The sequence below is a fragment of the Paenibacillus thiaminolyticus genome (genome assembly GCF_007066085.1).
Taxonomy (GTDB): domain Bacteria; phylum Bacillota; class Bacilli; order Paenibacillales; family Paenibacillaceae; genus Paenibacillus_B; species Paenibacillus_B thiaminolyticus.
In genome coordinates this window covers 5551152-5577123 of the sequence record NZ_CP041405.1, presented here as the reverse complement: position 1 = coordinate 5577123, position 25972 = coordinate 5551152, and the positions used below count along the sequence as shown (strand labels likewise).

Annotated in this window: 25 protein-coding genes; 2 read left to right on the top strand and 23 right to left on the bottom strand. The window is 56.6% G+C overall.

From position 1 onward, the window contains the following. Positions 1 to 16: 16 nt before the first annotated feature. The 15 genes from mltG to cymR all read right to left on the bottom strand — a co-directional run bounded on the left by mltG (position 17) and on the right by cymR (position 16462). Entirely contained in the window at positions 17 to 1078 is a 1062-nt protein-coding gene (gene mltG / locus FLT43_RS24800; RefSeq protein WP_087441600.1) for an endolytic transglycosylase MltG, read from the bottom strand. An 81-nt stretch (positions 1079 to 1159) separates the two neighbouring features. Beyond that, the gene (locus FLT43_RS24795; RefSeq protein WP_087441601.1) at positions 1160 to 1462 is read right to left on the bottom strand and encodes a DUF1292 domain-containing protein; all 303 of its coding nucleotides are present in this window, start codon (positions 1460 to 1462) and stop codon (positions 1160 to 1162) included. Then, positions 1459 to 1755, bottom strand: a complete 297-nt coding sequence (locus FLT43_RS24790) for a DUF1292 domain-containing protein (RefSeq protein ID WP_006676956.1) — start codon at positions 1753 to 1755, stop codon at positions 1459 to 1461. The genes FLT43_RS24795 and FLT43_RS24790 overlap by 4 nt, the downstream gene beginning before the upstream one ends. 9 nt (positions 1756 to 1764) lie before the next feature. Then, entirely contained in the window at positions 1765 to 2181 is a 417-nt protein-coding gene (gene ruvX / locus FLT43_RS24785) for a Holliday junction resolvase RuvX (protein WP_087441602.1), read from the bottom strand. 49 nt (positions 2182 to 2230) lie between these two features. Then, entirely contained in the window at positions 2231 to 2491 is a 261-nt protein-coding gene (locus FLT43_RS24780; RefSeq protein WP_006287029.1) for an IreB family regulatory phosphoprotein, read from the bottom strand. Positions 2492 to 2650: 159 nt separating this feature from the next. Beyond that, complete coding sequence (alaS, locus tag FLT43_RS24775) at positions 2651 to 5293, bottom strand: alanine--tRNA ligase (RefSeq protein WP_087441603.1); 2643 nt, start codon at positions 5291 to 5293, stop codon at positions 2651 to 2653. A 928-nt stretch (positions 5294 to 6221) separates the two neighbouring features. Next, entirely contained in the window at positions 6222 to 6566 is a 345-nt protein-coding gene (locus tag FLT43_RS24770) for a hypothetical protein (protein ID WP_087441604.1), read from the bottom strand. A gap of 96 nt (positions 6567 to 6662) precedes the next feature. Beyond that, entirely contained in the window at positions 6663 to 9977 is a 3315-nt protein-coding gene (locus tag FLT43_RS24765; protein WP_087441605.1) for a SwmB domain-containing protein, read from the bottom strand. Positions 9978 to 10207: 230 nt separating this feature from the next. Continuing rightward, positions 10208 to 11278: an AI-2E family transporter gene (locus FLT43_RS24760; RefSeq protein ID WP_087441606.1), complete on the bottom strand. Its 1071-nt coding sequence runs from the start codon at positions 11276 to 11278 to the stop codon at positions 10208 to 10210. Positions 11279 to 11328: 50 nt separating this feature from the next. After that, entirely contained in the window at positions 11329 to 11814 is a 486-nt protein-coding gene (nrdG, locus tag FLT43_RS24755) for an anaerobic ribonucleoside-triphosphate reductase activating protein (RefSeq protein ID WP_087441607.1), read from the bottom strand. Continuing rightward, positions 11811 to 13769, bottom strand: coding sequence for an anaerobic ribonucleoside triphosphate reductase (locus FLT43_RS24750; RefSeq protein WP_087441608.1), 1959 nt, complete (start codon positions 13767 to 13769; stop codon positions 11811 to 11813). Before FLT43_RS24750 ends, nrdG begins: the two co-directional genes overlap by 4 nt. A 234-nt stretch (positions 13770 to 14003) precedes the next feature. Further along, positions 14004 to 14219: a hypothetical protein gene (locus FLT43_RS24745; protein ID WP_006679674.1), complete on the bottom strand. Its 216-nt coding sequence runs from the start codon at positions 14217 to 14219 to the stop codon at positions 14004 to 14006. 26 nt (positions 14220 to 14245) lie between these two features. Continuing rightward, positions 14246 to 14743 carry a PRC-barrel domain-containing protein gene (locus tag FLT43_RS24740; protein ID WP_087441609.1) on the bottom strand — a complete coding sequence of 166 codons (498 nt, stop codon included), beginning with the start codon at positions 14741 to 14743 and terminating at the stop codon, positions 14246 to 14248. Between the two features lie 116 nt (positions 14744 to 14859). After that, on the bottom strand, positions 14860 to 16023 hold the full coding sequence (locus FLT43_RS24735; RefSeq protein WP_087441610.1) for a cysteine desulfurase family protein: 1164 nt from the start codon (positions 16021 to 16023) through the stop codon (positions 14860 to 14862). A gap of 19 nt (positions 16024 to 16042) precedes the next feature. Next, positions 16043 to 16462, bottom strand: coding sequence for a cysteine metabolism transcriptional regulator CymR (gene cymR, locus FLT43_RS24730; RefSeq protein ID WP_087441611.1), 420 nt, complete (start codon positions 16460 to 16462; stop codon positions 16043 to 16045). Between the two features lie 288 nt (positions 16463 to 16750). On the opposite strand from cymR, the gene FLT43_RS24725 reads away from it, so the two are divergent. Beyond that, positions 16751 to 17020: a DivIVA domain-containing protein gene (locus tag FLT43_RS24725; protein WP_279627753.1), complete on the top strand. Its 270-nt coding sequence runs from the start codon at positions 16751 to 16753 to the stop codon at positions 17018 to 17020. 222 nt (positions 17021 to 17242) lie between these two features. Then, entirely contained in the window at positions 17243 to 18343 is a 1101-nt protein-coding gene (gene mnmA / locus FLT43_RS24720; protein WP_087441612.1) for a tRNA 2-thiouridine(34) synthase MnmA, read from the top strand. 80 nt (positions 18344 to 18423) lie between these two features. Here the strand turns inward: mnmA and FLT43_RS24715 are convergent, their stop codons facing one another. The 8 genes from FLT43_RS24715 to aspS all read right to left on the bottom strand — a co-directional run bounded on the left by FLT43_RS24715 (position 18424) and on the right by aspS (position 25957). After that, positions 18424 to 19767: a hemolysin family protein gene (locus tag FLT43_RS24715; protein WP_087441613.1), complete on the bottom strand. Its 1344-nt coding sequence runs from the start codon at positions 19765 to 19767 to the stop codon at positions 18424 to 18426. Between the two features lie 223 nt (positions 19768 to 19990). After that, the gene (locus tag FLT43_RS24710) at positions 19991 to 20299 is read right to left on the bottom strand and encodes an ArsR/SmtB family transcription factor (protein ID WP_006679667.1); all 309 of its coding nucleotides are present in this window, start codon (positions 20297 to 20299) and stop codon (positions 19991 to 19993) included. A gap of 169 nt (positions 20300 to 20468) precedes the next feature. Further along, entirely contained in the window at positions 20469 to 21002 is a 534-nt protein-coding gene (locus tag FLT43_RS24705) for a PCYCGC motif-containing (lipo)protein (RefSeq protein ID WP_087441614.1), read from the bottom strand. Between the two features lie 60 nt (positions 21003 to 21062). Continuing rightward, positions 21063 to 21428, bottom strand: coding sequence for a fluoride efflux transporter CrcB (gene crcB / locus FLT43_RS24700; RefSeq protein WP_087441615.1), 366 nt, complete (start codon positions 21426 to 21428; stop codon positions 21063 to 21065). Beyond that, entirely contained in the window at positions 21425 to 21877 is a 453-nt protein-coding gene (gene crcB / locus FLT43_RS24695; RefSeq protein ID WP_244194118.1) for a fluoride efflux transporter CrcB, read from the bottom strand. The genes crcB (FLT43_RS24700) and crcB (FLT43_RS24695) overlap by 4 nt, the downstream gene beginning before the upstream one ends. Positions 21878 to 21967: 90 nt before the next feature. Further along, a complete protein-coding gene (locus FLT43_RS24690; protein ID WP_164776456.1) occupies positions 21968 to 23293 on the bottom strand; it encodes a replication-associated recombination protein A in 1326 nt (441 codons plus the stop codon). Between the two features lie 5 nt (positions 23294 to 23298). Then, positions 23299 to 24051 carry a tRNA threonylcarbamoyladenosine dehydratase gene (locus tag FLT43_RS24685; RefSeq protein WP_087441617.1) on the bottom strand — a complete coding sequence of 251 codons (753 nt, stop codon included), beginning with the start codon at positions 24049 to 24051 and terminating at the stop codon, positions 23299 to 23301. Positions 24052 to 24169: 118 nt separating this feature from the next. Further along, complete coding sequence (gene aspS, locus FLT43_RS24680) at positions 24170 to 25957, bottom strand: aspartate--tRNA ligase (protein WP_087441618.1); 1788 nt, start codon at positions 25955 to 25957, stop codon at positions 24170 to 24172. Positions 25958 to 25972 lie beyond the last annotated feature (15 nt).

Genomic DNA, 25972 nt, shown 5'->3' with positions numbered 1-25972 from the left:
GTTCCTTCCCCACTTTCTATTCTCCTGCTGTCTGTTTGCTTTTTTCGATATTTTTTAAATGCTCTTCATACGTTTTGGCGAACAAATGAGTGAAGCTTCCGTCCTTTTTCGTAACATAGAACAAATAGTCGGAAGGCTCCGGACGCAGTACCGCCTCAAGCGACGCGCTGCTCGGACTCGCGATTGGACCCGGCGGCAAGCCGTTAATCTGGTACGTGTTATAAGGGCTCTCAATCTCCAAGTCCTTATAATACAGCCGTTCCTTCGGCTTGTCCAGCGCGTACTGGACCGTGGCGTCAATCTGCAGCTTCATGCTCTGCTTCATGCGGTTGAAGATAACCCCCGCCACAAGCGGGCGCTCCTCATCGACGACGACCTCCCGTTCGATCAGCGACGCAGCGGTCAGCCATTGATGGAGCGTTAGATCTTTAGTTTGCAGCTCGTCCTCCCAGCCCGGAGAGATGTCCATCAACCGCTGCCGCATCTCCTCCAGCATACGAAGGATGATCTCTTCCTCGCTGCTTCCTTCCTTCATCTCGTATGTCTCCGGGAATAAATACCCTTCCAGCGGATGCTTGATGTCATCGCCGGTCGGAATAAGCGCCGTTAACTCGGAGTGTCCTGATAACCATGCGATGTCCTCCGTCAACTTGAGGAAGATGTCCTTGTTCACATACCCTTCGTCAGCCAGCTTGTCGGCAATCTGCGCGACCGTATAGCCTTCCGGAATCGTAAAGCGGATCATTTTATCCGGAACGACATCGCCCTGATTCAAACTGGCAATAATCTCGTCATACGTAACACCCGGGTAGAAAGCATATGTCCCGGCCTGAAAGCGGGAACCTTCATTTTTATATTTCAAATAACCTTTAAAAATAAGTGCATTCTTAATAACGCCCTCTGCTTCCAGACGGGAAGCGATGCTGGACGTTCCCGTGCCCGGCTCGATAGTGACGGTAATCTCGCGCTCCTCTGTCGGCAGGGGCTGCATGCCGTTCCACACATAACCGATTACGCCGGCTCCCGCCAGGATAATCAGAATTAGGAAAGCGGTCATCACCTTCGTTCCAGTCTTCATTCATCCACACTCCTACATGGAAAAAGAGCGGAAATTCCGCCCTTTTTCACGAGTTCATTATCACTGTCTGCGATGAAGCGGCTAGAATTGATCGGCGAACGCGATCTCGTCGTAGCGCTCCATCACGTCTTCCCATTCTTCGTCATCGTCTATCGTCTCAAGCTGCCAGCCGTTGTCGCCTTCCGGCACGATGCGGAACAGATCCGGTTCTGCGACGTCCGGGCCTTCGCCCGGTTGCAGCACGGCGTACGCCCGTCCACGATACTCGAACTCCGCGACAAGAGACCAGGTTCGGCTCTTCCCCCGCTCGTCCGTCATCTCCACCGCATCGCCATAGACGCTCTTCAACCGTTCAATGAACCGGATGCCCTCATCGGTGCTCACGCTTCATCCTCCTCGGAGCTGACCAGCGTATTGAATGTCTCTTCTACGATATTCCATTCTTCTTCATCTTCGATGATGTACAGCTTCAGATCATCACCGTCTTCTTCATAGCGGAACGCATATACTTCATCGGTCTCTTCGTCTTCGGAATCAACAGGAATTACCATCATATATTTCCGATCAGAACCATCCACTTCGAATTTCATGATGACCTCAAATTCTTCTTCATTGCCCTCATCGTCCGGGATATAAATAATTTCCGGTTCCTCTTGCAAATAATTGTCCTGTGTCATGGTAACCCCTCACCTTCTTGATTGATAGTCAAGATACGTCTGCAAAATTATGGTTGCCGCCATCTTATCAATGACTTGTCTGCGCTTCTTCCGGCTAACATCCGCTTCGAGCAAAGTGCGCTCCGCCGATACCGTACTCAAGCGCTCATCCCACAGGTGAACGGGCAATCCGAACGACTGCTTCAAGACTTCAGCATATGACCTACTTATTTCGCCCCGCGGTCCAATCGTTCCGTTCATGTTCTTCGGCAATCCGATAACAATTTCCTCGACGCCGTGTTCCTTGATGATCTCGCCAATCCGCCGCAGGTCGTCATCAGGCTTCCGCCGAACGATGACTTCGAGGCCTTGCGCCGTCCAGCCGAACGCGTCGCTGACCGCGACTCCGATCTTGCGGTCCCCGTAATCCAAGCCGAGAATCTTCATTATCGTCTCCTATGTCTGCTTCCGATGAACTCGGGAGCCCGTACGCTTGTTAACGGTGATGATTGAGATAGAAGCGCACCAGCTCCTCGATCAATTCATCCCGCTCCTTCTTCCGTACCAGGCTTCGAGCATTGTTATGCCGCGGGATATAAGCGGGATCCCCGGATAGTAGATAACCGACGATTTGGTTGATGGGATTGTATTCCTTCTCGACAAGGGCATCGTAGACAGACAGCAATATATCTTGGCTGGATGCCTCCTGCTCCTCTGCCTTCACATTGAACTTCATCGTCTTATCCATGGAATTCATCGCCGACACCTCGCTTTACTCTTATCATAACACATACCCGAACAAACGCGAAAATATTCCGCTTCATAGCCTGTATTATTCAATAAATTTTTGTCGAAACGATGAAGCGTTCAGGTTTGTTCTTATTTTACTATTTTCCAGGCGGCTGGATCAACAGCCCTATTTGCCGCTTTCCAGCTGCTTAGCTACCAGCGCGTCCAGCAGGCGAAGCGCATCGTCGATCTTGCCTGGATCTTTGCCTCCGGCCTGAGCCATGTCCGGACGGCCGCCTCCTCCTCCGCCGCAGACGGAAGCCAGCTCCTTGATCAGCTTGCCTGCATGCAATCCCTGCTTCACCAGCTCCGGAGCGACAGCGACGACCAGGTTCACCTTGCCGTCAGCTGCAGAGGCCAGCGCGATCACAGAGCCTGGAAGCTTCGCCTTCAGCTCATCGGCCGTCGTGCGCAGCGCGTCCATGCCGCCGGCGTCGACCTGCGCCGCCAGCACCGGAATTCCCGCTACGGAGCGGACCCGGTCGGTCAACTGCCCCGCTTCGAGACTGCTCAGCTTCGCCTTCAGCGATTCATTCTCGCGCGCCAGTTCCTTCTCGCGGGCGAACATCCCCTCGACCCGCTTCGGCACGTCGGCTGCGTTCGCCTTCAACAGGCCGGCAGCCTGCTTCAACAGCTCCAATTGGGATTCCATATATTGATAAGCGTGACGGCCCGTAACGGCTTCCAGACGACGGACGCCGGAGCCGATCCCGCTCTCGCTCACCACTTTGAATAATCCGATCTCCGACGTGTTCCGGACATGGCATCCGCCGCACAGCTCGATGCTGTAATCGCCCACTTGGACCACGCGCACGATATCGCCGTACTTCTCGCCGAACAGCGCCATCGCGCCCATCGCCTTCGCTTCGTCAATCGCCTTGGACTCGATCACGACGCCGATGCCGTTCCAAATCTGCTCGTTGACCCGGCGCTCGATATCTTGCAACTCGTCCGGTTGGATAGCGCCCAGATGCGTGAAGTCGAAGCGAAGCCGCTCCGCCTCTACAAGGGAGCCTGCCTGATTGACATGCTCGCCGAGCACCTGCTTGAGAGCTTTGTGCAGGAGATGGGTCGCAGTATGGTTCTTCACGATGTCTTCCCGTTCGGCGCGGGCAACCGCTGCCTGCACGTTCATGCCGGTGCGAAGCGAACCTTCCGTTACCCGGACGACAAGCACATGTTGTCCGTGAGGCGCCTTGAACACCTCTTCCACGACGGCTGCCGTCCCCGGTGCAGTCAATGTGCCGCCATCGCTTACCTGTCCGCCGCTCTCCGCATAGAAAGGGGTGCGATCGAGCACGATCTGGCAGGAGTCTCCCGCCTTCACTTCCTCGACGGCTTCATTGCCGGCGAACATCGCGACAATGTTGGATTGGGTTACCAACTCATTATAACCAACGAACTCGCTTTTAATCGTTAACTCCGCCAGCGGTCCGCCCTGAATCTTCATGCTTGCCCCGTCCTGTCTCGCGGCACGCGCCCGTTCGCGCTGCGCCTGCATCGCTTCATCGAAGCCTTCATGATCGACCGTCAGCCCATGCTCGGCGGCATAATCTTCCGTCAGATCAAGCGGGAAGCCGTACGTGTCATACAGCTTGAACGCTTCTGCGCCGGTAATCTGCGTCCGTCCTTCCGCGCGGGCGGCGTCCGCCATTTCTCCGAGAATAGCCAGCCCATCGGCCAGCGTCTCGTGGAAGCGCTCCTCTTCATTGCGAATGACTTTCTCGATGAATTCGCGCTTCTCGACAATATCCGGGTAGTATCCTCCCATGACGTCGCCGACATGCGGGACGAGCTCGACGAGGAACGGCCGGTCGATTCCGAGCACTTTGCCATAGCGGACCGCACGGCGCAGCAAACGGCGGATGACGTAGCCGCGGCCTTCATTGGAAGGCAGTACGCCATCGGCGACAGCGAACACCACCGTGCGCACATGGTCGGCAATCACCTTCAGCGCGACATCGTGCTTCTCATTCTCCTTGTAAGTTACGCCGGCAACGCGGGCGCTAGCCTGAATAATCGGCTGGAACAAGTCGGTATCGAAGTTCGAGTCGACATCCTGCAGGATGGAAGCGAACCGCTCGAGCCCTGCGCCGGTATCGATATTTTTATTCGGCAGCGGGGTGTAGCTGCCGTCCTTATTGTGATTGAATTGAGAGAATACGAGATTCCATACTTCCAGATAGCGCTCGTTCTCGCCGCTTGGGTAGCATTCCGGGTCGCTCTCCAGCGTGCCGTACTTCTCGCCGCGATCGTAGAAAATCTCCGTGCAAGGACCGCACGGGCCTTCCCCGATATCCCAGAAGTTGTCGTCCCCGGTCTTGATGATGTGATCCGCCGGCAGCCCAATTTTCTCATTCCACAGCTTGTATGCCTCTTCATCCTCGTTGTAGACCGTGACATACAGCCGGGACGGATCGAACCCGATCCAGCGCTTGTCGGTCAGGAACTCCCATGCCCAGGTAATCGCTTCTTCCTTAAAATAATCACCGATGGAGAAGTTCCCGAGCATCTCGAAAAATGTATGGTGACGACGGGTCTTGCCGACATTCTCGATATCGTTCGTGCGGATGCACTTCTGCGAATTGGCAATCCGCGGATTGTCCGGCTTCACGCGCCCGTCAAAATACGGCTTCAACGGCGCCATGCCGGCATTGATCCATAACAAGGACGGATCGTTATGCGGGACGAGCGAAGCGCTCGGCTCGATATGATGGCCTTTGCTCTCGAAAAATTCCAACCATTTTGCGCGAATCTCATTGGCTTTCATGCGTACTGACGCCTCCATTTGTCACAAAGTTATTATTGACTTATACAAATAAATCGCCCCTGATAAATCAGGGACGATTGAAATCCATCGCGGTACCACCCTGGTTATCCCCCGGCAAGAAACCGTCTCCGGACAGGCGGCTCATCGTTCAGTCATGCCGCGGCGCAGTCCGGCGGCCGTCCAGCGGGCGATCGCCTTAGCGTTGATAACGGGTCCGACCCGGTGAAGTTCGTTCACGCTCCAAAACTAGCGTTCAGCTGTTCTTCTTGATGAAGATTCTTCCACCCGGCCTCATATCGATGCCGGAATCTTCTCTCTGGATCAAGGGCTGCAGCCTACTATAGGTTTTGTCTTCGCTTTATGCCTATTTGTGCTATTTATCCGATAACATAGTATAAATAAACCTGCGGTGCTTGTCAATGACGCGGCTATGTCCCCATCCGAATGCGCTTCTGAAGTGATGGTTGGATCCGTCCCAGGCAAGTGTCATTCGCCCTGCCAGATTCGGCTATGGGGACTTGCATACGGAGCCGAAGGATCCTGCAAACTTCAGGCTGTTGAGAAAGTCCAAAGGATTTTTGGGCACTTTATCAGGACTTGTCTCTCAGTAGAAAAATTTTATCTGAATCGAAGTGCCTAAAAACTGCACAATGAAATGTCTATCCGATAGGCGAAGTCCTCAAAACTGCACGTTTTCTCAAGACACGTTGATTCAGTAGGCAAAATCCTGCACAACTACAGCAATTCGGTAGGACGACTTCACCAGAAAGGGAATCCTGTAAAACTGCAGCAATTCCTCGAAATGTGGACTCATTGAGCCGAAATTCCTGTAAAATAGCAGCAATTCCCTCCACACGTGAAAACCCCAGGAGATTATGATGTCTCCAGAAGGCGATGACGCTCTGAATGCCAAGTTTCGATTAGGTAATCACCCCTCCGAAAAAAACAGGGGTTTTCCAACAGCCTGAAACTTACAGCTTTTCCCCGCTTCCCCTCCGCCTAAGGGGAAAATGCTGCCAGGATGCATCAATTCCACATTGTTCTCGCTTGTTTTAGGCCAAATCCGGCGAAAGGATGCAGTTTTGCGCAATTCTAGCGAATTCATCACGCAAGTGATAAAAAACTGTACTCCTTCAGCTTTTTTCAATCGGGTGTACCACGATGTGCATTCAAGACTGGAAATCACCAGCGCGACTTCGGAATCATTGCTCCACATCTCCGACCCGGAGCCGCCCCGGAGCCGATTCCTTTGCTCCCGCCATCGCTCCCCCATATAAAAAGAGCCCCCTGCCGAAGCTCCTCTCCTCGGCAGGGGGCCGGGGGGCCGCCCATTGGCGCGCTGCAGGCATGCCCAATGGGCTTCGCCCAGCTATCCCAAATATTGAATCTGCTGCAGCATCCGCTTCAGCATCGCGGCCGCTTGCGCCCGCGTCGCCGTTCCCTTCGGATCGAAGGTGGACGACGTCATGCCCTTCACGATGCCGCTCGTCACCGCTTTGCCGACCCCGGTCACGGCATAGCGCCCGATCTGATCGCGGTCCTTGAACTTGTTCAAGGCCGCCGGATCGGCGGTGACGGCATAGCCGGCGTAATCCATGGCGCGCACCAGCATGAGAGCCATCTGCTCGCGGTTGATCGACTCGTTCGGCCGGAAGGTCCGATCCTCGAAGCCGCCGATAATGCCGGCCTTCGTCGCGGCGCCGATATAAGGCGCCAGCTTGCTGGACGTGCTCACGTCACGGTACCCGGCGGCGGCGCTTGGATCGCCCTGCAGTCCGAGCGAGCGGGCGAGCAGCGTCGCGAACTGGGCGCGCGTGATGTTCGCGTTCGGCGCGAAGGCGGTGGAACTGACGCCTTCAATAATATATTTAGAAGCCAGCTCGCGGATCGCTTCCCGCGCCCAATGGCTTCGAATATCTTGGAAATCCTTGCTGCGGTCCATCATCGCGACCGCTTGATTGCCTTTGAACAGGAAGCCGAACACCGTCACTCCGGCTCCCTGCTTCATCACCGTCGGCACGAAGCCCGCCTTCGCCAGGGCAGCATCGTAGCGGACAGCCGAAGCGTTGCCGCTATCGACATATCCAGTCGTCCGCACCTTGTACTCGAGCTGTGCTTCAAGCGCCCGCGGGCTGGTCGAACCGGCGAAGGTAGAAGCGTAGAAGTCGACCGGCTGGACGCGGATATTCGCCCCTGTCGCCTGAAGATAGCTCGTGAGCGCATTCGCGTCCGCCCCACCCGCCTTCTCCGCTTGCAGGAGCAGATAGGCCGCGCTGCCGCCCCATTCGCGCTCCAGCCGGCCGAAGTCGAGCTCGCGAAGCGGCACCGAGTACAGGATGTCGCCATACCGAATCGAGAAGACGGCATCGTTCGCTTTACTATACACATCCTTCAGCGCGGACAGCGGAACGGCTACCATCGCCGCAGGCTCGGAGGCCGGCACCTCGAATGCCAGATGGTTGCGCGTGCCGTTATGCATAACATAATCGAATGAGGACTTCAACTTGCTGGCTGGCAGCGTATACTGTCTGACGGATTGGCCGTAACGGGAACGATCGGATGAGGTCTCCGCCGCCGAACTGGACAACAGATACCATCCGCTGTCAAGGAACCAGTCATGCGAAGCAGGCTGAATGTCGCCGGGCCGCACCGAACCGTCCGTCTCATTCGCGGCCGCCGCGTTGGCGAACGATGAGACCGCATTGCCGTTCAGATCCCGCAGCGGATTCGTCCCCGGCGAATAGGAGACCGTTACAGCGCTGTACGGGTTCACGCTCTCATCGAGCGCCAGCGTCACCTTGTCGCCCTTGACAGAGGCGCTCTTCACTCGCATGCTGGCATGGTCTGCCTGCACGGAGAACTGGGATGACGCCGGGGCCGGCGATTCCCGCAGCTTCTCCGAGAAGTTCAGCGTCACGGTTGCGCCCTTGACCGAGGCGCTGCGCAGCACCGGCGCCTCGTTGTCCGTCTTGTTCGCGACCTTAGCCAACGTGAAGGCGGCGGCCGCATTGCCGGACAGATCCGTCAGACGGGGATCGGCAGGCGCATAGGATACGGTCACCTCATCATGATCGGAGACGCTGGAATCGAGCGCCAGCTCCACGGCGTTCCCCCGGATCTGAACGGTCTGGACATAGCGTGCCGTCCGGTTCACCAGCACCGAATAATGGCTGCGATGCGGCACTTGATCCGCCGCTAGCCCTTCATTATATACAAGCCGCAGCACGCTGCCGTTCACTTCGGCCGCTTCCAGCACCGGCGGCTTCGTATCGTTCACGTTGCGTACATACTGCTCGCTGATGACAGGCACCGGATTGCCGGCCCGATCCTGCAGCGGGTAGCGGTCGGGCGCATACCGGATCTTCACGACCTGGCCATTCGTGATGAGGTGAAGCAGCGACAGCGTCACCTTGCGCCCATCCTGAGAGATGCGGGTGACGGCTCTCGTCTTGCCGTCCACCCGGACGGTGAACTGATCTGCGGCCTTGGACGATACCGCATCAAGCTCTTTGTTGAATTCGAAGACGATCTGCGTCCCCTTGGCCGTCACCTGCTGCAGCTTCGGCAGCGTGGCATCCGTCGTATCGCTGACTGGGGTCCGATCGAGCGCAGCCGCGGCATTGCCGGCAGCGTCCTGAATATTCCGGTCCTTGCCCGGCGTATAGCTGATTCGCACGACTTGACCGTAGGCGATCCCGCTCTTCAGCTTCACGTCGACGGCGCTGCCCGCTACCGCCACATTCGCGATGCTCCGCGAATCTCCATTAACCGTAACGGAGAAGCGGGATTCCGGCGGAACCGATGCGGGGTCAAGCGCCTCGTTATAGGTCAGCCGAATCGTGTCGGCATTCTGCATTGAAGCCGATAACAGCACCGGCGCCGTCACGTCCTGCTTGCCCGTCATGAACCGCCAGACGTTGTCCCCCTGCAGGCCGGGATAAGCCTGTTTGCTTCCATTGCGCAAGGCACCTGCCGTAATTTCCACGATATATTCCGTATCCGGCTTCATATCCAGCACCGGATCAATCGTAATCATCCTTGTTCCGTCCCCGCCGATCCGGTTCGATGAGGCAGAGATCGCCTCATACACCTTGCCGTCATTGGCGGTTCTAATGAGAATGCTGCCTTCTGATTTCCATACCGGTTCATTGAACGTAAGCGCCAGATTCGCATCGACGCGCACATCCTTCTGTCCACGGGCGGGCGCTAACTGCTCCAGCACCGGAATGCCCTGCTCCGCCTTCGTCGTGAACGACCACACCGCCGGATCATAAATGCCAAGAAATTCCCCATGCTCGCTCGTGAAGGCGCCATAGTCGACCTGCACCGTATAAGTTGTGCGATAATCCAGCTTGACCGAAGGCGTAATGATCGCCTTGGTCTGCTTATCGTCGAGCCGGAGCTGATCGCTGTCCACGGCAATCGTCTCCACGGCTTCGCCGCTTCGCTTCTTGATCGTAATATGTCCCTTGCCCTTGCTTACCGCCTCGCGGAACGCCATACTCAGCTGCGGCTGAATATCAATGTCTTCCGAGCCGGAACTCGGCGTTACAGAATCAACGGTAATGATGTGCCAGGCTTGGTCTGCGCGAGCAATTTCGTCGGGCGACTGCGCCAAGGCCGTGCTGATGGACAGCTCCATCGCCATTGCCGCCGTGAGTAAGACGGCCAATGCTCTTTTCACGTGTGAACCCCTCCTTTGGTCCAACGGACCGATGTATCCTTGCGGATATGCCGTACGACGGTGCTCCTTCGCCGCATCCACTTTCTTTAACGCAAGTGGCGCATCATTTGTTTTTCGCCAGAGAGAAGCGTCAACAAATCACATCTTAGGTAGGGGGTCAAAAGTTCGGCTGGAGCTTGTTCATTGCCAGCGAATCTTCTTAATTGCTGCTATAGTCATCCCGACTTCGGTCACACCGTTTTGCGGCGCACGTAATAGGCGAACACATGGGACAAGACGACTTTGAGCGCGGCAAACACCGGCACGGCCAGAATCATTCCGATGATGCCGGCAAGCCGCTCTCCGACGAGCAGGGCAAAAATAATCGAGAGCGGATGCATATGCAGCGTCCGGCCAACCACCTGGGGCGAAATAATGTTCCCTTCGAGAATTTGACAGATGGTATTGACGGTAATGACGAAAATCATCATCTTCAAAGACATGGTCGAAGCGACGATCAGTGCGGGAGCCGCTCCGAAATAAGGACCGAGATACGGAATGATGTTGAAAATGGCCACGAACAGGGCCAGCAGCAGCGCATATGGCAGTCCAATCAGCCAATAACCGACATAAGCCAGCACCCCGATAATGGCGCAGACGAGGACTTGCCCCCGGATATAGCTGCCGATCGCATTATCGATTTCTTTGAGCATCATGACCATGTGCTTGCGGTGAGTCTTCGGCACATAGGCAATAACCGTCCTTTCGAAGACGTTGAAGTCTTTCAATATATAGAAAATCAAAAAAGGCACGATAAGCGCCATCATGAGGATGTTAAGCGTAGCGCCGAGGTTGTTCATAAATTCGGTGATGACCTTCCCCACCCGCTTCTCCATGCCGTAAATCCAATCGTTCAGACTGCTTCGGACCGACATGGGCATCAGAGACGACTCGCTAAGGCCATCCATCAGTTCCTCGGCCTTCGCATTCAAGTGGGGCATCTGCTCATTCAATTCCTCCAGTTGCTTCATAATCATCGGAATCATATTGACGAGCAGCACGGTGACACAGGCGATGAATACCGCATAAATGAGCAGCACCGCCATCGAACGGGGAACTTTGCGTTCGCACAGCATATTGACGACCGGATTAAGCACGTAGGCGATAATCATCGCGATGAGGAATGGGGCAAGCACCGATTTCACAATCCCGTACACATTGCCCAGAAGCGGCTTCAACAAGTATAAGAGGTACAGGATGAACAGGGCGAGCAGAACATATACGCCATTGACGAACAGCTTGTTTTTCCAAAAACGCTCCACTGTATTCCACACTCCGTTCGGACGAGCATCGTACAGTAAAGTATGTGTAGCTAAACGAAAATTAACTCGTCAGGCTGGCCATTCCTCATTTTCCAGATGCGCTGATTATCGCTCCCGCGGAAGCGGAGGCCAGGGCGGCGGCGCTCAATCAGGAACCTGCCGTCCACCAGCACATCCGTCAGCTGCAGCAGCTTCCGCTGATCCCGGGTTCCGTCCTGCAGCAGCTCCTCCACCGTATATCCGGTGTAGCACCAGACCGTCCGGCCCGCTTCCTTCGCGATGCGGGCCAGCTTCGCAAGCGCACGGGCCTGCAGGAACGGTTCGCCTCCCGATAAGGTGAGATCGGTCAGCGGATTGGAGAGCACATCGGCCGCCACCGCCTCGACGCTCATCAGCGTGCCGGCGTCGCTGCGCCAGGAGCTTGGATTATGGCATCCCGGACAGCGGTGGGGACAGCCGCTGACGAACACGACCGTCCTTAGCCCTTCGCCGTCCACGACACTGTCATGCACAATCGACATCACCCGCAAGCTCATCGATGCTTCACCCGCTCGGTCTCCTCCGTCCGCTTGGCCGAATTCCATTTGCTCATATCGCCGACCAGATAACCGGTAATGCGGCGAATGCGCTCAATGTCATCATCGGTACCGCCGCAGACGGGGCATCCATCCTCGATCGTGTCCTGGTGGCCGCAGCAGCGGCAGCGATCAACCGGATGGTTCATCGATCCGTAGCCGATCCCGTTCTCTGCCATGGCACGCACAATCCGATCGAGCGCTTGCGGGTTCGCTTTGGCGCTGCCGTCCAGCTCGACATATGTAATATGACCGGCATTGCACAAGGCATGGTACGGCCCTTCGATGCGGATTTTGTCATACGCCTTGATCGGATAATAGACCGGAACATGAAATGAATTCGTATAGTAATCACGATCGGTAATTCCCCGAAGGCGGCCGAAATCATCCCGATCGCGCTTCGTGAATTTGCCGGACAGCCCTTCTGCCGGGGTCGCGATAAGCGAATAGTTCATCCCGTTAGATGCCACAGCTTCATCCATCCGGCGGCGCATATGGGCCACAATGTCAAGACCAAGCTGGCGTGCCTCCTCGGATTGGCCGTGATGGGAGCCGGTCAGGGCGACAAGCGCCTCGGCCAGCCCGATGAAGCCGACGCTGAGCGTGCCCTGCTTCAATACGTCACGCAGTTCGTCCTCCGGCTGAAGCCGCTCGCTGCCGCGCCAGACGCCCTGCTGCATCAGGAAGGCGAAATCGCGGGCCCGCTTCCGTGCTTGATACTCATAGCGAGCGGCCAGCTGTCTCACGGCAATGTCCAGCATATCGTCCAGCAGGCTGAAAAAAGCTTCCTTCGTGCGGGCGAGCAGCGCGATCCGGACCAGATTAAGTGACGTAAAGGACAGATTGCCGCGCCCCTGCGGCGTCGACGGGCCGTTCACATTGGCCATGACCCGGGTGCGGCAGCCCATATAACAGACCTCGCTCTCTGGCGTTCCGTCGTCATGCTCCTTGTTGAAGGGCGCGTCCAGGAAGGCGAAGTTCGGGAACAGCCGCTCCGCCGTCGTCGCCAGCGCCAGCTCGTACAGATCGCGGTTCGGATCTTGCTCTCCGAAGTTGACGCCTGTTTTTACTTTGAAGATCTGAATCGGAAAGATCGGTGTCTCTCCCTTGCCCAAGCCCGCTCTCGTCGCCATCAGCAGCTGTCTGACGAGCATGCGCCCTTCACGCGACGTATCGGTCCCGTAATTGATGGAAATGAACGGAACTTGTCCCCCGCCGCGCGAATGCATCGAATTGGCGTTATGGACGAAGGCTTCGCATGCCTGGTACACGTCGCGCTCCGTCAGCCGCCAAGCTTCCTGTTCCCGGTCGAGCTCCGGCTGCAGCGGCAGCGATTCAAGGTAGGCCAGATGGCGCCGGAACGTCTTGCCTACATACGGGGCAAGATCGTAATCGAAGGCGGGATACGCTTGTCCGCCATGCTGCTGGTTCTGATTCGCCTGCAAAATGATCGAGGCCAGAGCGAGCGCGCTCTTGATATCCTGCGGCTCCCGCATATGGCCGTGGCCGGTATTGAAGCCCCGCTTCAGCAATTGTCCAAGCGGGATTTGGCAGCAGGTCGTCGTTCCGTACGCATAGAAATCAAGATCGTGAGGATACAACAGATTATCCTCGATCGCTTCCCGCGCTTCCGGAGCGAGCAAATAATTCATCGCATACCAACGTGAGCATTCGCTGGCCATCTTGCTCATGATGCCCATCGGAGATCGGCCGTCCACATTCGCATTCTCCCGCATCAGATCCGAATCGCTGTCCCGTACAATCTCGTGCAGCGACCCCGTCAGCGGATGATTGTCCGGCAGCGTGCCGCCATCCCCCTTCCGGGCGCTCCCCCAGGATGCCCAAGGCATCGGTCCGGCACCTCCCGCACTCTCTTCGGCAACGTTCGCATCGCGCAATCGCGGCATGATCGTCATCGCTACTCCACCCTTTCATATCATCTCTATTGATATTTCAACACCCTAAAACACTATATGTAGTATGGTTGTTTTGAAAAAGACACAATATGTATTATCTACAAATGAGGAAGCTTGCAATATGAGATCTGTCACACAGCCCGGCGGCCGCCGGAACGGCAAAAAGCGTCCATGCACCGCCCGGGGGCAGCATGAACGCTTTTGTTCGCTTTATTCCGATATGTGTCCATTCCGTTATGAAGAAGCATGCGCTTCCGGATAGGGTGGGGTCATAAATTCATCGCCAAAAAATAAATCGTCGAGCGAGCTCAACGTTCCGTCTTCTTCCACCTGGAACACCGACATTTTATCGCCGTTAACGGTCAACTCGATAAAGCATCCCCAGCAGTAGAACTGGTGGGCGCCAATTTTCCCGATATCTTTGGAATTGCAATTCGGGCATCGCATCATCGTTCTTCACCATTCCGTCCATTAGACTAATTTGATTGCGCGCTTGCGCTTCCGCTCTCTTCCACGACGATTACATCGGTGCCCCATTTCAAGCGGCTCATTCCTTCAATCTGCCGTCTTCCTTCCAGAAGGTCCGCAAGCAGGCCGTCTGAAATTTCCAGACCTGTTATCTGGTTATCCATATTGGGCTGAAAATAAACATCGGCGACCCATCCGAGCTGGGAGCCTTCCGAAGTCATGACCGGCAATCCTTTCAATGCAGCCTCTCCCGACAGAAATGCCCGTTCCAGCGAGGCGCTGGCCTTCATCTGCACGGCTTCGCCGCTCGCAATCATGACCGCGTCATCCCCGAATGCGGTCACATCCTTCCACTGTACCAGCATATCCTGCTTACGGACGCGGCTGACAAGCTGAAGATGGGTAATCTCCCATTCGGGGGTGATGCAGATATCTTTCACTTTGGATATTTGCTTGCCCGTACCGATATCGAACACAGGCAGGCCGATCAGCTCCAGCAACTTCATTCCGGGACCCTCCTTCGGTTCATGGCACATACGGCTTCGCCGCACGGGCGCGCCTGTCCGCCGATAGCGCTCCACTCGCCGCGGGTCCCGCCCCTCGATGATGTCTAGCGGACTCCTTAATTTCTACTACGGACGCGATTGGCGATGGTTGCAATTTGTTGCGACACAATATCGGCTTGCTCTATAGTATTGCCCAATCCGAAGCTGAATCTAACGGCGGTGCTCGTGCGAAGCTCGGACAGCTTCATCGCTTCGAGCACATGCGACACTTCCAAGGAACCGGATGTGCAAGCGGAGCCGCTGGCCGCCATAATGCCTGCGAGATCAAGATTCATCAGCAGCGTCTCTGTCGGAACGTCCAACACGCTCACATTAAGAATGTGAGGCAGATGGTGCTCCGGATGCCCATTGTACGCGACCCGTTCTCCCAGTGCGGACACCAGCTTCGACCAGAGCGAAGCCCTCACTTGTGTGGTCAGGCGCACCTTGTCCTCCCGTTCATTCTCCGCGATGCGAAGCGCGGCTGCGAAGCCCGCGATTCCGGCCACATTCTCCGTCCCCGCCCGGCGCTTCCGCTCCTGATTGCCCCCGTGAAGCATCGGCTCCCATTCCGTCCCTTGACGGATATACAAGCAGCCGACTCCCTTCGGCCCATTGATCTTGTGGGCGGAGAAGCTGGCCATGTCGACCGGCCAATCCTGCAGCTGGAACGGCAGGAATCCGAGCGCCTGAACGGCGTCGGTATGCATCACAATCCCCTGCTCGCGCACCATCTGGCCGATCTCGCGAATCGGCTGCAGCGTACCCACCTCGTTGTTGCCCGTCATGACGCTCACCAGGCAAGTATTCGGCCGGAGCGCCTCCTGAATGCGCTCCGGCGCGACGAGACCCGTCTCGTCCGGCGCGACGTAGGTCACTTCCACGCCGAATTGCTCCACATAACGGCAAGCGTGGAGCACCGCATGATGCTCCACTTCCGTAGTTACGACATGAGGCGGACGTTCCCGTCCGTGCTTCAGCCAGGCGGTATGGACAACGCCGAACAACGCCGCGTTATCGCTCTCCGTCCCGCCGCTTGTAAAGACAAGCTCCTGCGGCCGGCAGCCGAGCCGCTCCGCCACGCTGTCCCGCGCCCGGGTCAAGGCCGCTGTCGCTTCGCGGCCGGCGGCGTGAACGCTGGAGGCATTGCCATACACGTCCCGCATGACCGCGATCATCGCTTCCGCCGCCTCCGGATGAAGCGGCGTCGTCGCGGCATGATCGAAATAAATTCGTTCCATTTCGCTTCCCTCGCGATCGTCAAATATAGAACATATAGCTTTCCTGCACGTTCTCATCCTTGTACGAGATCAGATCCGCAAGCGTTGTCGAATCGAGCACCGTGGCGATGCTGTCGCGAATACGAAGCCACAGATCGCGCTTGGCCGGATCATCCTCTTCCGTGAAGTCGACCGGAGAGATTGGACCTTCCAGCACGCGAATAATTTCGCCTGCCGTGACCTGCTCCGGGCTCTCCGGCAATATATATCCGCCGTAGGCTCCCCGTATGCTCTTAACCAAGCCCGCATTGCGGAGCGGCGCAATTAATTGTTCAAGATAATGCTCGGAGAGATTGTTCTTCTCCGCGATGCTCTTCAAGGAAGTCGGGCCTTCGCCGTAGCTCCTGGCCAGCTCCATCATAATCGTCAGCCCGTAACGGCCCTTCGTTGATATTTTCATTATTACACCTCATTTATTGGTTGTTCCTGTCCAATTCAATGTATTCCGATTAAGGCACCCCGTATATCGTAACATAACTATCTCCGTTATGGACAATAATCTGACAGGCTATTCGGATTTTATGAAGAACTTTCGCACAAAGTTCATTGGAAAAATAGGGGGATCTTGCAGAATAAGAGCGGGCCCGTAATTCCATCTTCAGCTCCCGGACCCAATTTCGATTATAATGTTCATAATGGAACATTCGACCATAACGCGCAGAACCGTGGAGGAAAGGAATGATGCTCTATGATAAATGATAAATTAGCGGCCTTGCGCCCGACGGAACTTGGAGTCCGGTTCACTCCGCTAGATATACATAACCAAGAATTTGACCGCACGTTTCGCGGGTATGACGAAGATCAGGTTAACGAGTACTTGGACCTGATTATCAAGGATTACCAGACCTATAACCAAATCATCCAAGAGCTGCAAGCGCAGATCGCTGATCTGCTGTATGAAGACGCTCCTGACACGTCTGAGCCTGACATATATTATGCAGCGCATTCGGGAGCTTGAAATTTACTCTTTCGGGAGAACAAAAGATTAGCGGGAAGGAAAGTTTCACGGCAAAGCGGCCCATACTAGAAACATGCAGGCTGCGCTTTGTGAATCGTTATTTTCCCCCATCTATTTCAACCGGTATGTTACAATAGAGTGATACTATAAATCGACGGGTTCCGGGCCGGGAGCGGCCCTCTACGCCTAGACCGGCCGGCCCGCAGCAAAGACGGTGATATCATGACAACTGCCAATGCCCATACCCGTGTCGTCGTCGGCATGTCGGGGGGCGTCGATTCCTCCGTTACGGCCTTGCTGCTCAAGCAGCAAGGATACGATGTAATCGGCATTTTTATGAAAAACTGGGATGATACCGACGAATTCGGACATTGCACCGCAGAGGACGATGCCGAAGACGTGCGCCGGGTCTGCGAGCAGATCGGCATCCCTTATTATACGGTCAACTTCGAGCGCCAATATTACGACAAAGTCTTCGCCTACTTCCTGGAGGAGTACCGGCGCGGACGGACACCGAACCCGGACGTCATGTGCAACCGGGAGATTAAGTTCGGGGAGTTCTTGCAAAAAGCGCTCGATCTCGGCGCCGATTACGTGGCCACAGGCCATTATGCCCGCGTCGTGCGGGAGAACGGTCAGGCCAAGCTCCTTCGCGGCATCGACCGCAACAAAGATCAGACCTATTTCCTGAATGCCTTGAATCAGGATCAGCTCGCGCGCGCCATGTTCCCGATCGGCCATCTGCCGAAGCCGGAAGTGCGCCGGATTGCGGAAGAAGCCGGACTCTCCACCGCGAAGAAAAAGGACAGCACCGGCGTCTGCTTCATCGGCGAACGCAATTTCAAGGAGTTTTTGAGCCAGTACTTGCCTGCCCAGCCTGGGGACATGATCGATATCCGCAGCGGGGAACTCAAAGGCCGTCATGACGGCTTGATGTACTATACGCTCGGGCAGCGCCAAGGCCTCGGCATCGGCGGCTCAGGCACGGGCGAGCCTTGGTTCGTGGCGGAGAAGGATGTCGCCCGCAATATTTTGTATGTCGTCCAGGGCGATCATCCAAGCCTGTATTCTACCGGGCTTCGGGCGGCCGGCGTGAGCTGGATCGCGGGCGAGGCGCCGGACAAGCTGCATTGCACGGCGAAATTCCGTTACCGGCAGCCGGATCAGGAGGTCACAGTCGAGCGAAGCGGCGACGGGATCTATGAAGTGATGTTCGGCTCGCATCAGAAGGCGGTTACGCCGGGACAAGCCGTCGTGTTCTATGACGGCGAGGTCTGTCTGGGCGGAGGAACGATCGACGCGGTCCATAAGCTGAAGTACTAATCGCAAGTCGTGCTCCGTCCGCAAGCCCGGAACACAACAAATCCCCCCTCGCTCTGGCAGCAAGGGGGGATTCATGTATTCTATACGGTTGTGGAGGCCGAAGAATCGACTTCGTCGCAGGCCGGGGCATCGAGCTTGCGGACATGCAGCCGCGCGATGCGAAGATGATCGGTCTCCTCCACGATGAACTCGAACTGAGATTCGACCGCGATGGTCTGGCCTACCCGCGGCGGCACTTCCACCTGGGCATAGATCCAGCCACCGATGGTATCATAATCGTCCGATACGATATCGGTGCCGAAATAGGAATTCACTTCCTCGATCAGCAAGCGGCCGTCAATCGAATAATTCGATTCGTCCCGCTTCTCGATCTGCGGCCGTTCCTCGTCGAATTCATCCTGAATTTCGCCGACGATCTCCTCCATAATATCTTCCAATGTAACCAGACCTGCGGTTCCGCCGAACTCATCGATGAGCAAGGCAATCTGCACCTTGTTCTTCTGCATCATCTTCATCAGCGCACTGATGGAGATCAATTCCGGCACGCTCATCATCGGTCTCATTACTTCACGTATATCTTCAATCCCCGGCGGCGCCTTCACCAAATCCTTAATATGGACAAAGCCGATAATATTGTCCTTGTCCTCGTCGCACACCGGATAGCGTGTATGCATTTCCGTGATTGCTTTCTCTTTGTTCTCCTCGAATGAATTCTGCGCATAGAGGCAGACCATATCCGTGCGCGGGATCATAATATCGCGCGCATGCGTCTCTGTGAAGTCAAAAATGTTATCAACCAAGGCAAGCTCGGTGTTGTCAATCAGACCGCTCTTGTAGCTTTCTTTCATCAAAATGCGTATTTCTTCTTCCGTATGAGCCGACTCATGCTCGGAAGCAGGTTGAATACCGAATAACTTCAGCAGCAGGTTCGCGGTTCCGTTCAAGAGCCAGATGAACGGATACATAATCTTGTAAAAGTAACGGAGCGGCGCCGCCGTCAACAACGTAATCGCCTCGGCTTTGCGAATGGCCAAAGATTTCGGCGCGAGTTCGCCCAGCACGATATGAAGCACCGTAATGATGATGAACGCAATCACGGTCGACACGCTGCGCAATACGACCTCGCCGAGGCCAAGGGCCGCCAGCGGCTCTCTGAGCAGCTGCGCCACCGTCTTCTCCCCGATCCAGCCCAGGCCGAGAGAAGCCAGTGTAATGCCCAACTGGCAAGCGGATAAATACGCGTCCAGATGCTCGGTCACATGCCGCGCGAACCGCGCCTTCGCATTGCCCTCCTGCACCAGCGTATCAATCCGGCTGCCGCGCACCTTCACCATGGCGAATTCAGCAGCGACAAAAAAACCGTTCAAAAATACAAGAAATGGAACCAAAAAAATGCCTAAGCCTATCGGTAACGGATCACCCAAACTTTCCCTGTCTCCCCGTCATCGGAATAGACAGGTACACCTCCCCATCATCTAAAAATAATTGCATTAAGAACATTATATAAGAAAGTACATCACCGTCAAATGGCGGCACGGCCCGAAAAACCGATGAAATGGCATCCCCTTGCCGTGCGCCCGGTTGACATTAAGTATATTCCGCCCTTAAGGCGTCCTATCACCCGTTTTGCTCGGAAACGGGGCTTTTTTATAATTTGGAAGCATATCGGACCGCTTCATTCAACAATCCGATAATATAGTCATCGTCACAAATGTATAAAATATTTTGTCCTTCCCGCCGGTAACGGACAAACCGGTAGGCCCGCAGCGTCTTCAATTGGTGGGATACCGCCGACTGGGACAGCTGCAGCGTCTCCGCAAGCTGATTCACTGCGCATTCTTCCTTGGCAAGCATGGACAATATCCGTATCCGCGTCGGATCTCCCAGCGCTTTGAAGGTTTGCGATACATGTTCGAGCACTTCAGGATCCAGATCTTTTCCCAGGAAATATTCCATCATTGTCTCTCCTTTGTCCTTTGGTCCATCCCCTTCTTCACCGTCTCCGGACGGGGATGAACATATCCTCATATGTTGGCGAGCTGTTGCCTGTAGGATATGACAAAGCGGTTCAATTTAAACATGGCGTTTCAAGGAAAATGACGGCACGCGAAGCGGTGCAGCCCGCTTATACGGAGGGCATCGGGGTAGGCGTAGGCTCCGCATATCCTTCTTCGTATTTCTCGTCGATGGCATTGCGAATATCGATGTCGCTCATCCCTTCGCGCTTCAGCTTGGAAGCCTCTACCGCGATATGAAGGCATACGCCGCAGCGGGTGCCGTGATCGTCCCATACGACGGCGCCGTCTTCTTCGATCTCCGCGACGAAGCAGTTCAGATTGCTCTGATGTCCTGCCGAATCTCCGCAGCCGCAATAGCAAGGCATCGAGGTCAGCAGCTCATGGTTGGCGGCCGCCAGCTTATATATCAACTGCATCTCCTCGCTCTTATCGTCCATAAAAGGGGGAAGCTGGTCCGCGGACGCGGTCGTTTGCCGCAGATCCCCATTCGGCATCAGCCGCTCTGCAACCTCCGGCTTGCCCATCCCGGCATGGCCGGCGCTGCATCCGGCCGCTCCGAGCACCGATACCGTTACTATAACCGCACCGATAAGCATCTGAATCTTATTCCGTCCCGTTGAGGAACGCCTTGCTTCGAACATGTCGACCCCTCCATTTTCATTTCATTGCGATCGATACGGCGCTTGACCTTGCGGCCCGCGCTATCCTGGCAGGCCGGCCAGCCATAGTCCTCCCGCCGCAGCGGCGAGCCCGACGGCTGCCGTCAGGAACAGATACAACGCGCAGCGGCCGCGCTGCTTGTCCTTCCATAGCGTCAATGCTTCGAAGCTGAAAGTCGAAAATGTCGTAAAGGCGCCGCACCATCCGACGGCGGCAAAGACGTACAGCGGACCGGGCAGCACCTGTCGCATCCCGGCCAACAGGCCCAGCAGGAAGCAGCCGCTCCAATTGACAAGCAGCGTCCCCCACGGGAAGCGGCTGCCTGCCCGCTTCGTAATATAAGCGCCCAATTCATAGCGGCTCCAGGCGCCAAGCGCCCCGCCAAGCGCTACCCACAGCATATTCATCGCTGCCCCTCCTCGCATGCGCGTGCCGGCTTGGGCCGTGCCGCCCAGCGCATTCCGAGCCAGGCCAGTCCCAGTCCGAAGCCGATGCTCGCCGTCAGATAGATAGCCGCCACGGCATATCGGTGGGCCGCGAACAGCTCCAGCGCTTCGACCGCGAAGGTCGAGAACGTCGTGGTCGCCCCCGTAAGCCCGGTTCCGAGCAGCGGCTTCCATAGCGGAGACAGACCGGGACGCTCCGTCAGCCAGGTGAAGAACCATCCGAGAAAGAGACAGCCGGCCAGATTAACGGCCAAGGTCCCCCATGGGAAGCCTGCCGCCGGATGGAAAGGAAGCAGCAGGCCGATGCCATACCGGAGACAGGCTCCTGCGCTGCCCCCTGCCGCGACGGCGGCTCCCGTTGCTCTTCGCATTGCGGCGGCTCCCGCTCTATCTGCATGCTTCGGCATCATCGCTTCCCTCTCCTTCCGGTGCTGCTTGTTGAGCTCCGCTACATGAATGATTAGGTATATCCCGCCTTAGGAGCCGTTCGTTCGCTACCCTTAGTCCCCATTATCCGGCTTCGGTTGGCGTCTCCGTTCCTGATTGAGGCGCATCTTCGCCTCGGTCCCTTGCTCGCTCGCCATGAAGAAGACCCGGTTGCGAATCGAATCCGGCAAATATTGCTGATCGACATAATGTCCGGGATAATCATGCGGATATTTGTAGCCCTTATGCCCCAGCTTCTCGGCCCCCTTATAATGCGCATCGCGCAGATGGAGCGGCACAGGAGCCGACGGATAATCGTCGAATGCCGCCATGACGCGAGCGATGGCTGCCGGAATCGAATTCGACTTCGGGCTCTCGACGGCGAACAGTATCGCCTGGGCGACAATATATTTCGACTCCGGCCATCCGATGCGGTGGTACGCCTCCATCGCGCTCACCGCCTGAACCATCGCCTGCGGATTGGCCAGGCCAATATCCTCGCTGCAGGCGATCGTCAGGCGGCGGATGAAGGTCATCGGGTCCATGCCCAGCTTCTCTACCGCGTAGAGGAACCAGTACAGCGCCGCATCGCTGGAGCCGCGGATGCTCTTATGGAAGGCGGACAGCACATCGTATTGCACCGATTCGTCCGCCTGCACGAGCGGCCTGCGCACCGATTCCTCCGCGACCTCCATCGTGATGCGGACCGTTCCGTCCGCCTCCGGCGAGGTCGTCATGACCGCCAGTTCCAGCGCGTTGAGCGCCCGGCGAATATCGCCGTTCGCCATCGCGGCGATATGCTCCAGCGTTCCCGGCTCCGCCTCCACCTTCATGAAGCCGAGCCCTTGTTCCGCATCGGCCAGCGCCCGCCGCATCGCGATAAGCGAATGCTCCTTCGTCAGCGGCTTAAGCTGGAACAGCGTTGAGCGGCTCATCAATGCTCCGTTGACGTGGTGGAACGGATTTTCCGTCGTGGCGCCGACGAAGATGATTGTTCCCTTCTCGACGGCAGGCAGCAGCGCGTCCTGCTGCGACCGGTTGAACCGGTGCACCTCGTCCAGGAACAGAATCGTCTTCGTATTGTACAGATTGCGGTTGTTCTCCGCCTGCTCGATGACCGCGCGCACGTCTTTGACCGAGGCATCGACCGCATTGAGACGGACGAACTCCCCCTGCGTCCGCTCCGAAATAATATTGGCCAGCGTTGTCTTGCCGCATCCCGGCGGGCCATACAGCAAAATCGAAGAAATACGATCGCCCTCGATAGCCCGCCGCAGCAGGCGGCCCGGCCCGACGATATGCTCCTGGCCGATATATTCGTCAAGATTGCGCGGGCGCATCCGGTCGGCAAGCAGACGCATGCCTGGATCCCGCTCTTCCTGATAGGAGAATAAATCCATGTTCATCACCGTGATTCTATCGTAGTAAGCAGATCGCGGACGACGACGCTGACCATGATCAGCCCCGCTACCGGCGGCACGAAGGAGTTGCTGGCCGGCGGCTGCTTCGCCTTGCGGATATCCGGGGCCGTATCCGGAACGATCTTCTCGGTCACGTCAACGCGCGGCTTCAACGGTTCCTCGGTCGAGAAGACGACCTTGACTCCTTTTTTGATGCCGTCCTTGCGCAGCTTCTGCCGGATGACCCGCGCGATCGGATCGACTGACGTCTTCGAGATGTCCGCCACCTGGAAGCGCGTCGGGTCCATTTTATTGGCCGCCCCCATGCTCGAAATAATCGGTATGTTGCGGCGCAAGCATTCCTTAATGAGGTGAATCTTATAAGAGATCGTGTCCGAAGCGTCCACGACATAATCGAGATCGTAGGCGAACAGCTCCTCATACGTCTCTTCCGTATAGAACATATTCAAGGCGATGGCGTCGCACTCCGGATTGATGAGCTTAATCCGCTCCTGCATCAGCTCCGCCTTCTTCTGTCCGACTGTCGTCGTCAAGGCGTGAATCTGACGGTTCACATTCGTGATGTCGACGACATCCTTGTCGATCAGAATGATGCGCCCGATGCCGGTGCGCGCGAGCGCTTCCGCAGCGATGCCGCCGACGCCGCCGATGCCGAGCACGGCGACGGTGCTGTTCTTCAGCTTGTCCAGCCCTTCCGGGCCGATGGCTAATTCTGTACGCGAAAATTGATGCAACATCAGCTATTCCTCCTGCGGGCCCCTATCGCCCGAGTATAATGGCAACGCCCCTGGCCGCCTGCTATATAGCATAGATCGGCAAGGGGCGTTGTTCAAGCTGCTCGGTGCAGCGGACGTGTTATTGCTCTTCTTTCTTGTCTTTCTTCTTGACGGCCGATTTGATATGAAGCTGCTCCAATTGAGCCGGCTCCACAATGTTCGGCGCGTCCATCATCAGATCGACCGCGCTGGCCGTTTTCGGGAACGCAATCGTCTCGCGAAGATTCGTGCGTCCTGCCAGCAGCATGATAAGACGATCGAGACCGAGGGCGATCCCGCCATGCGGCGGCGTGCCGTATTCGAATGCGTTCAGCAAGAATCCGAACTTCTCTTGCGCTTCTTCCGGGGAGAAGCCGAGCGCCGAGAACATTTTCTCCTGCACATCGCGCTTGTAGATCCGCAGCGATCCGCCGCCGACTTCGTAGCCGTTCAGCACAAGGTCATACGCCTGGGCCCGGATTTGGCCCGGATCCGAATCGAACAGATGCAGGTCTTCATCTTTTGGACGGGTGAATGGATGGTGTGCCGCAACATAGCGCTTCTCATCCTCATCATAGTCCAGCAGAGGGAAGTCGACGACCCAAGCGAACTTGAACACGCTCTCGTCGATCAGATTCAGTCTGCGGCCGATGTAGAGGCGCAGGTTGCCGAGTACATCGTATACGACCTTGCGCGTATCGGCGGAGAACAGCAGCAGGTCTCCGTCCTCGGCGCCCGTCCGCTCGCGCAGGGCGGCGATCTCTTCCTCGTTCATGAACTTGACGATCGGTCCGCGGAACTCGCCGTCCTTCACTTGAATCCACGCCAGGCCCTTGGCCCCGTAACGGGCCGCGTACGGTCCGAGATCATCGATATCTTTGCGGCTCCACGTGCCGCAGCCTTTGGCGTTCAGCACCTTGACCACGCCGCCCTTCTCGATGACGGAACCGAATACTTTGACGCCGCTGTTGGCCACGAGGTCGCAGACGTCGACCAGCTCCAGGCCGAAGCGCAGATCCGGCTTGTCGGAGCCGTACTTCTCCATCGCTTCCTGATACGTAATGCGCTGGAACGGCGTTGGAATGTCCACGCCGATCGTCGTCTTGAACAGGCGGACCATCAGCTGCTCCATCATGCCCTGCAGCTGCTCCTCGGACAGGAAGGAGGTCTCGATGTCGACTTGCGTGAATTCCGGTTGGCGATCGGCCCGCAGATCCTCGTCGCGGAAGCAGCGGGCAATCTGGTAATAGCGCTCCAGACCCGATACCATCAGCAGCTGCTTGAACAGCTGCGGGGATTGCGGCAGAGCGAAGAACTCGCCCGGATGCACGCGGCTCGGCACGAGATAATCCCGCGCTCCTTCCGGCGTGCTCTTCGTCAGAATCGGCGTCTCCACCTCGACGAATTCCTGATCGTCCAGGAAATCGCGGATCACTTTGGACGCTGTGGAGCGCAGCTTCAGCGTACGCTGCATTTCCGGACGGCGAAGGTCCAGGTAACGGTACCGCAGGCGAAGCGACTCATCAATTTCGATGCCGTCTTCAATGAAGAACGGCGGGTTTTTGGCCCCGTTCAATATTTCAATGTCCGTCACGCGAACTTCGACATCGCCCGTTGGCAGGTTCGGATTGACCGTCTCCGCGTCGCGCATGACGACTTGCCCGCTCACGGCCACGACGAATTCATTGCGCAAGCGATCGGCAATCTCATGGGCGCGGGTTGAAAATTCCGTGTTGAATACAATCTGCACCAGACCGGTGCGGTCGCGCAGATCGACGAACAATACGCCCCCCAAATCCCGCCGGCGCTGTACCCAGCCGTTCAAAGTGACCGTCTCTCCGATGCGGGCCTTCGTTATGTCTCCGCAGGAATGCGTCTTATACATCATGAACTCCACTCTCCT

Bases quoted from the DNA above. Each gene is read 5' to 3' on its own strand.
- mltG (WP_087441600.1), bottom strand. From the start codon at position 1,078: ATGAAGACTGGAACGAAGGTGATGACCGCTTTCCTAATTCTGATTATC.
- FLT43_RS24790 (WP_006676956.1), bottom strand. From the start codon at position 1,755: ATGACACAGGACAATTATTTGCAAGAGGAACCGGAAATTATTTATATC.
- ruvX (WP_087441602.1), bottom strand. From the start codon at position 2,181: ATGAAGATTCTCGGCTTGGATTACGGGGACCGCAAGATCGGAGTCGCG.
- FLT43_RS24780 (WP_006287029.1), bottom strand. From the start codon at position 2,491: ATGAATTCCATGGATAAGACGATGAAGTTCAATGTGAAGGCAGAGGAG.
- alaS (WP_087441603.1), bottom strand. From the start codon at position 5,293: ATGAAAGCCAATGAGATTCGCGCAAAATGGTTGGAATTTTTCGAGAGC.
- FLT43_RS24770 (WP_087441604.1), bottom strand. From the start codon at position 6,566: ATGGGGGAGCGATGGCGGGAGCAAAGGAATCGGCTCCGGGGCGGCTCC.
- nrdG (WP_087441607.1), bottom strand. From the start codon at position 11,814: ATGAGCTTGCGGGTGATGTCGATTGTGCATGACAGTGTCGTGGACGGC.
- FLT43_RS24750 (WP_087441608.1), bottom strand. From the start codon at position 13,769: ATGACGATCATGCCGCGATTGCGCGATGCGAACGTTGCCGAAGAGAGT.
- FLT43_RS24745 (WP_006679674.1), bottom strand. From the start codon at position 14,219: ATGATGCGATGCCCGAATTGCAATTCCAAAGATATCGGGAAAATTGGC.
- FLT43_RS24740 (WP_087441609.1), bottom strand. From the start codon at position 14,743: ATGAAGTTGCTGGAGCTGATCGGCCTGCCTGTGTTCGATATCGGTACG.
- FLT43_RS24735 (WP_087441610.1), bottom strand. From the start codon at position 16,023: ATGGAACGAATTTATTTCGATCATGCCGCGACGACGCCGCTTCATCCG.
- cymR (WP_087441611.1), bottom strand. From the start codon at position 16,462: ATGAAAATATCAACGAAGGGCCGTTACGGGCTGACGATTATGATGGAG.
- FLT43_RS24725 (WP_279627753.1), top strand. From the start codon at position 16,751: ATGATAAATGATAAATTAGCGGCCTTGCGCCCGACGGAACTTGGAGTC.
- mnmA (WP_087441612.1), top strand. From the start codon at position 17,243: ATGACAACTGCCAATGCCCATACCCGTGTCGTCGTCGGCATGTCGGGG.
- FLT43_RS24710 (WP_006679667.1), bottom strand. From the start codon at position 20,299: ATGGAATATTTCCTGGGAAAAGATCTGGATCCTGAAGTGCTCGAACAT.
- FLT43_RS24705 (WP_087441614.1), bottom strand. From the start codon at position 21,002: ATGTTCGAAGCAAGGCGTTCCTCAACGGGACGGAATAAGATTCAGATG.
- crcB (WP_087441615.1), bottom strand. From the start codon at position 21,428: ATGAATATGCTGTGGGTAGCGCTTGGCGGGGCGCTTGGCGCCTGGAGC.
- crcB (WP_244194118.1), bottom strand. From the start codon at position 21,877: ATGATGCCGAAGCATGCAGATAGAGCGGGAGCCGCCGCAATGCGAAGA.
- FLT43_RS24690 (WP_164776456.1), bottom strand. From the start codon at position 23,293: ATGGATTTATTCTCCTATCAGGAAGAGCGGGATCCAGGCATGCGTCTG.
- FLT43_RS24685 (WP_087441617.1), bottom strand. From the start codon at position 24,051: ATGTTGCATCAATTTTCGCGTACAGAATTAGCCATCGGCCCGGAAGGG.
- aspS (WP_087441618.1), bottom strand. From the start codon at position 25,957: ATGATGTATAAGACGCATTCCTGCGGAGACATAACGAAGGCCCGCATC.